Source organism: Mycobacterium sp. (assembly GCF_035697385.1).
Taxonomy (GTDB): domain Bacteria; phylum Actinomycetota; class Actinomycetes; order Mycobacteriales; family Mycobacteriaceae; genus Mycobacterium.
Map to the genome: position 1 here is coordinate 22963 of NZ_DASSCY010000350.1, position 6573 is coordinate 29535.

At 66.9% G+C, this 6573-nt stretch carries 5 protein-coding genes; all 5 read left to right on the top strand.

Annotated features, from left to right (window positions below):
- The first annotated feature begins 23 nt into the window (after positions 1-23).
- Positions 24-1547 carry an alpha/beta hydrolase gene (locus VFH65_RS29220; RefSeq protein WP_353326610.1) on the top strand — a complete coding sequence of 508 codons (1524 nt, stop codon included), beginning with the start codon at positions 24-26 and terminating at the stop codon, positions 1545-1547.
- A complete protein-coding gene (locus VFH65_RS29225) occupies positions 1541-1987 on the top strand; it encodes a GNAT family N-acetyltransferase (protein WP_353326611.1) in 447 nt (148 codons plus the stop codon). The genes VFH65_RS29220 and VFH65_RS29225 overlap by 7 nt, the downstream gene beginning before the upstream one ends.
- A gap of 59 nt (positions 1988-2046) precedes the next feature.
- Positions 2047-3579: an alpha/beta hydrolase gene (locus VFH65_RS29230; RefSeq protein WP_353326612.1), complete on the top strand. Its 1533-nt coding sequence runs from the start codon at positions 2047-2049 to the stop codon at positions 3577-3579.
- A 57-nt stretch (positions 3580-3636) separates the two neighbouring features.
- On the top strand, positions 3637-4977 hold the full coding sequence (gene glnA, locus VFH65_RS29235; RefSeq protein WP_353326613.1) for a type I glutamate--ammonia ligase: 1341 nt from the start codon (positions 3637-3639) through the stop codon (positions 4975-4977).
- 34 nt (positions 4978-5011) lie between these two features.
- A partial coding sequence (locus tag VFH65_RS29240; RefSeq protein WP_353326614.1) for a bifunctional [glutamine synthetase] adenylyltransferase/[glutamine synthetase]-adenylyl-L-tyrosine phosphorylase occupies positions 5012-6573 on the top strand: 1562 nt, incomplete at its 3' end.

Here is a 6573-nt window from a genome sequence, read left to right on the forward strand (position 1 = left end):
GGTTCATGGCAGCATGTGGAGCCATGAACCTCAAGATCGGGGTCGTCAGATCCACTGCGCTCGCGGCGGCAACGTTGGTACTCGTTGCCGGCTGCAGCAACGTGGTCGACGGGCGCGCCGTCATTTCGGTGCCCAGGCCCGGCACGCCCATCCAGTGGGCGCCGTGCCAGTCCGCCCCGTCCGACGAGACCCGCATTCCGGCCGGCGCCGAATGCGGGAAGCTCTCGGTGCCGGTGGACTACGCCAAGGCCGATGGTGACGTCGCGCAGCTCGCGATGATCCGGATCAAGGCGACCGGTGAGCGGGTCGGCTCCCTGCTCGTCAACCCTGGCGGTCCCGGTGAGTCAGGGGTGGAGGCCGCGGCGTCGCTCGTCGCCACGCTGCCGCAATCCGTGCGCGAGCGGTTCGACATCGTCGGCTTCGACCCGCGAGGGGTCGCGAACTCCACGCCCGCGGTGTGGTGCAACTCCGATGCCGACAACGACCGGCTGCGGGCCGATCCACAGGTCGACTACACGCCAGAGGGTGTCGCCCACATCGAGAAGGAGACAAAGGACTTCGTCCAACGCTGCGTGGACAAGATGGGCAAGGAATTCCTCGCCAACGTCGGAACCGCCAACGTCGTGAAGGATCTCGAAGCAATGCGCGCCGCACTCGGCGACGACAAACTGACCTATCTGGGCTACTCGTATGGCACTCGGATCGGGGCCGCGTACGCCGAGGCCTACCCGGAGAAGGTTCGGGCGATGATCCTCGACGGCGCCGTCGATCCCAACGCCGATCCGACCGAGGCGAACATTCGCCAGGCCGCCGCGTTCCAGAAAGCGTTCGACGACTACGCGGCGGATTGCACGAAAGACCCGTCCTGCCCGCTGGGCACCGACCCGGCCAAGGCCACCGATGTCTACCGAAGCATGATCGACCCGCTGGTGGAAAAGCCTGCGAAGACAGACGATCCGCGCGGTCTCAGCTACAGCGACGCGATCGTCGGCACCATCCTGCCGCTGTACTCGCCGAGTCTGTGGCGCCATCTCACTCAGGCGCTGACCGAGATCAAGGACGGCAGGGGTGACACCATGCTGGCCCTTGCCGACCTTTATATGGGCCGCGATGCCCAAGGTCACTACAACAACTCCACCGACGTGCGGGTCGCGGTCAACTGCGTTGACGAGCCCGACATCACCGATCGCGCCAAGATCGTCGAGGAGGACCGGCGGATCCGTGAGGTGGCGCCGTTTATGAGTTACGGCGAATTCACCGGGCATGCGCCGCTGGGCACCTGCGCGTTCTGGCCCGTGCCGCCGACCAGCACACCGCACGAGGTCAAGGTCAGCGGACTGCCGCCGATCCTCGTGGTGTCGACGACCAACGACCCTGCCACGCCGTATCAGGCCGGCGTCGACCTGGCCCGCCAGCTCGGCGGCACCCTGGTCACCTTCGATGGCACCCAGCACACCGTCGTCTTTCAGGGAAACACCTGCATCGACGACATCGCGGCGCGCTACCTTGTCGACGTGACAGTGCCACCGCCGGACACCCGATGCTGAACATTGCGACGGTCGGTTCGTCGGATCTGGCCGAGCTGATGCCGATGCTGCGGGCGTATTGCGATTTCTATCGGGTGGATCCACCGGATGAGCGGTTGGCAGCGCTGGCGACGGCGCTGATCGATAATCCCGCCGAGGGCATGCAGCTGATCGCCCGTCACGGCGATGGAACACCACTGGGTTTCGCGACGGTCTACTGGACGTGGCAAACCTTGTACGCCGCTCGCGTCGGTGTACTCAACGACCTGTTCACCGTTCCGGCGTCGCGCGGATCGGGGGTCGGGCGGGCGCTGATCGAGCGGTGCCTGGAACTGTGCCGCGTGGGCGGAGCCGGGAAACTGGTGTGGGAGACGGCCCCCGACAACGCAGTGGCCCAAAGGCTTTACGACGGGATCGGCGCGAAAAGGTCGACCTGGATCACCTACGAACTCGACGCCTGATCACAGCCAGGTCACCTTTCGATTCCAGGTGCAGACCGGCGCCCGGTGCGCATGCAACTATGGCTGCCATGTGGCGGGCGGGCAGGGTGTTGGCGGTTCCGCTCGCGATCTTCCTGGTGTCGAACCTCCTCTCTGGCCCGGCCGCCTTGGCGTCGCCAGAAGGCGCGACCACCCAGCGCTACGGCGCGCCGCCGGTCTGGGGCGGCTGTGAGCAGTGGCTCGACGACACCAGCAGAATTCCCACGGCACAGTGCGGCACGGTTTCAGTGCCCGTCGACTACGCCAAACCCGAAGGGGCACAGGCGCAGTTGGCCGTCATCCGGGTTCCTGCCACCGGCGAACGGATCGGCGCGCTGGTCGTCAACCCCGGCGGGCCAGGGGCATCGGCGGTCGACACCGTCGCCGGCATGGGCGCGTCGCTGGCCGACACCGACATCAGCCGCCGCTTCGACCTCATCGGCATCGACCCGCGCGGCGTCGGGCATTCCACACCGGAGCTGCGCTGCCGCACCGACGCCGAGTTCGACGCGTTCCGCACCGAACCGATGGCCGACTACAGTCCCGCGGGCGTCGCCCACATCGAGGCGCTCTACGCAAAGTTCGCCCAGCTGTGCACCGAACGGGTCGGCGCGGAGTTTCTGGCCAACATCGGAACCGCGTCGACGGCACGCGACATGGACGTCGTGCGTGCAGCTCTGGGGGAGAACCAGATCAACTATCTCGGCTTCTCGTACGGCACCGAGCTGGGCGCCCTCTACGCCGAGCAGTACGGCGACCGGGTTCGCGCCATGGTTCTCGACGGCGCGATCGATCCGGCTCTGGACCCGATCGCTGCGAATATCCGCCAGATGGAAAGTTTCCAGACGGCCTTCAACGCGTACGCAACCGACTGCGCGCGGTCGGCCGGCTGCCCGCTTGGCACCGACCCGTCGCAATTCGTCGGGCGCTACCACCAGCTGGTCGACCCATTGGTGGGCAAGCCGGGGCTGACCTCCGACCCGCGCGGACTGAGCTATCAGGACGCGATCACCGGCACCGTCAACGCGCTCTACTCGCAGCGCCACTGGCCCTACCTCACCAGCGGGCTGCTCGGCCTGCAGCGCGGCACCGACGCTGGCGACCTGCTGTTGCTGGCCGACGATTACCAGCATCGCGACGCAACCGGGCACTACAGCAACAAGCAGGACGCCTTCGTCGCGATCCGCTGCGTCGACTCGCCGTACCCGACCGACCCGGCGGCGTGGGCCGACGCCGACCGGCAGATCCGAGCGGTGGCTCCGTTCCTTGCCTACGGCAATTTCACCGGGTTTGCCCCTCGTGATGTGTGCGCTATGTGGCCGGTGCCACCGACGTCGTCACCGCACCCGGCGTCGTCACCGGGCCCGGGAAAGGTGGTGGTGGTGTCGACCACCCGCGATCCGGCCACGCCCTATGCGGCCGGAGTCGATCTGGCTCGCCAAATGGACGCGTCGTTGATCACCTTCGACGGCACCCAGCACACCGTGGTGTTCAACGGTGACGCCTGCGTGGACACGTCGGTGGTCAACTTCCTGATCGACTCCGTCGTCCCGCCTGCCGGTCTGCGCTGCTAGGCGCAAACGAAGCAGCCGTGTAACACAGAATTAACAGCCGGAACCTACGCTGCGGTCATGGATCGGCAGAAGGAATTCGTGCTGCGCACGCTGGAGGAACGCGATATCCGCTTCGTCCGGCTCTGGTTCACCGACGTGCTCGGATACCTCAAGTCCGTGGCCATCGCACCGGCCGAGCTCGAAGGCGCGTTCGAGGAGGGCATCGGCTTCGACGGCTCGGCGATCGAGGGGTTTGCCCGAGTATCCGAAGCCGACATGGTCGCGCGGCCCGATCCGTCGACCTTCCAGGTGCTGCCGTGGGCCAGCAGCAGCGGCCAGCACCATTCGGCGCGGATGTTCTGCGACATCACGATGCCCGAGGGCTCACCGTCGTGGGCCGACTCCCGGCACGTGCTGCGCCGCCAGCTATCCAAGGCCAGCGACCTCGGGTTCTCCTGCTACGTGCATCCCGAGATCGAGTTCTTCCTCCTCAAGCCCGGCGAGGACGACGGCTCAGTTCCGATTCCCGCGGACAACGGCGGCTATTTCGACCAGGCCGTGCATGACGCGGCGCCGAACTTCCGCCGCCACGCCATCGACGCGCTCGAGCAGATGGGCATCTCGGTCGAGTTCAGCCACCACGAGGGCGCTCCCGGCCAGCAGGAGATCGACCTGCGCTACGCCGATGCGCTGTCGATGGCCGACAACGTGATGACGTTCCGGTACGTCGTCAAGGAGGTCGCGCTGAGCGACGGCGTCCGTGCGTCGTTCATGCCGAAACCCTTCGCCGAGCATCCCGGGTCGGCCATGCACACCCACATGAGCCTGTTCGAGGGGGAGAACAATGCGTTCCACAGCCCCGACGACCCACTTCAGCTCTCCGATGTCGGAAAGTCGTTCATCGCAGGCATTCTCGAGCACGCCAACGAGATCAGTGCCGTCACCAACCAGTGGGTGAACTCCTACAAGCGGCTGGTGCACGGCGGCGAGGCCCCGACCGCGGCGTCGTGGGGTGCCGCCAACCGCTCGGCACTGGTGCGGGTCCCGATGTACACACCGCGCAAGGCTTCATCGCGTCGGGTCGAGGTGCGCAGCCCAGACTCGGCGTGCAACCCCTACCTGACCTTCGCCGTGCTGCTGGCCGCAGGCCTTCGCGGCATCGAGAAGAACTATGTGCTGGGCCCGCAGGCCGAGGACAACGTGTGGAGCCTGACCGCTGAGGAACGCCGCGCCATGGGCTACAAGGAGCTGCCCGGCAGCCTCGGGGTCGCGCTGACCGAGATGGAAAACTCCGAACTCGTGGCGGAAGCCTTGGGCGAGCACGTATTCGACTTCTTCCTGCGCAACAAGCACGCCGAGTGGGAGAACTACCGCAGCCACGTCACGCCCTACGAGCTGAAGACGTACCTGTCGCTGTAAACGGGCCGACTAGCGGCTGCGCTACCGTGACTGCGTGGCCAAACCTGCGACGCAGCGTCCGAAGCTGCCGAGCGTGGGCCGGCTCGGGCTGGTCGAACCCCAAGCTGCCGCCGATCTGGCCCGGCTTGGCTGGAACACCGATGCCCACGTCGAGCTGTTGTGGTCGCTGTCGCGCGCACCCGACGCGGACACCGCGCTTCGGGCGATGGTGCGGCTGGTCGAGGCCGCGGGTTCTGGCGCAGACGAACTCAAGGCGGCCCTGCTCAAGGACCGCGGTCTGCGGGGCCGGTTGTTCGGCGTGCTCGGCTCATCGCTTGCGCTCGCCGATCACCTTGTCGCCAATCCTGACTCGTGGCATCTGCTGGCCGGGTCGGCGACGTTGTCGTCGGCCGCCGAACTGCGTAGCGAATTCATCGCCCTGGCTGAAAAGGCAACGGACACAACGGTTGCCCTGCACCCACTGCGCACGCTCTACCGCGACCGGCTGATGGTGCTTGCCGCGCTCGACCTGGCGTCGACGGTGGAGAACGAGCCCGTGATGCCGTTCACTGCTGTCGGCGAGCACTTGTCCGACTTGGCCGACGCCGCGTTGGGCGCCGCGTTGACCGTGGGGACCCGGGCGGTGTGCGGTGACGGCGAGGGCCCACGGCTTGCCGTCATCGCGATGGGCAAATGTGGGGCGCGGGAACTGAACTATGTCAGCGACGTCGACGTCATCTTCGTCGCGGAGAACGCCGACGCGATCGCCACCCGGGTCGCCGGGGAGATGATGCGATTCGCCGGTGATGCGTTCTTCGAAGTGGATGCCGCATTGCGGCCCGAGGGCAAGCACGGCCAGCTCGTGCGCACGCTGGAGTCCCACGTCGCCTATTACCAGCGATGGGCCAAGACGTGGGAGTTCCAGGCATTGCTGAAGGCGCGGCCTGCGGCCGGTGACGCCGAACTCGGCGAGGCCTACATCGCCGCGCTGATGCCGATGGTGTGGACGGCAAGCCAGCGTGAGGACTTCGTCCCCGAGGTGCAGGCGATGCGCAGGCGCGTCGAAGAACTGGTGCCTGCCGGCGAGCGATCGCGCGAAATCAAACTCGGCACCGGCGGGCTGCGTGACGTCGAGTTCGCCGTGCAGTTGCTGCAATTGGTGCACGGGCGCAACGACGAATCGTTGCATGTTGCATCGACGGTGGACGCGCTGGCTGCCCTCGGCGCCGGTGGCTATGTCGGCCGCGACGACGCCGCCAACATGACCGCGTCCTACGAATTCCTGCGCCTGCTCGAACATCGGCTGCAGCTGCAGCGGCTCAAGCGCACCCACATGCTGCCCGAGGCCGACGATGAGGAGGCCCTGCGGTGGCTGGCGCGGGCCGCCCACATCCGTCCCGACGGCCAGCACGACGCGCTCGGCGTGCTGCGCGAGGAGCTCAAGCGGCAGAACCTGAGGGTGTCACGGCTGCACGCCAAGCTGTTCTATCAGCCTCTACTGGAATCCGTTGGGACCATTGGCATTTCGAAAGGCATGACACCGGCGGCCGCAGAACGCCAACTCGCCGCGCTTGGCTACGAGGGGCCGCAGAGCGCGTTGACACATCTGGCGGCGCT

Coding starts and splice junctions, on each gene's coding strand:
- VFH65_RS29230 (WP_353326612.1), top strand. CDS start 2,047: ATGGCTGCCATGTGGCGGGCGGGCAGGGTGTTGGCGGTTCCGCTCGCG.
- glnA (WP_353326613.1), top strand. CDS start 3,637: ATGGATCGGCAGAAGGAATTCGTGCTGCGCACGCTGGAGGAACGCGAT.
- VFH65_RS29225 (WP_353326611.1), top strand. CDS start 1,541: ATGCTGAACATTGCGACGGTCGGTTCGTCGGATCTGGCCGAGCTGATG.
- VFH65_RS29220 (WP_353326610.1), top strand. CDS start 24: ATGAACCTCAAGATCGGGGTCGTCAGATCCACTGCGCTCGCGGCGGCA.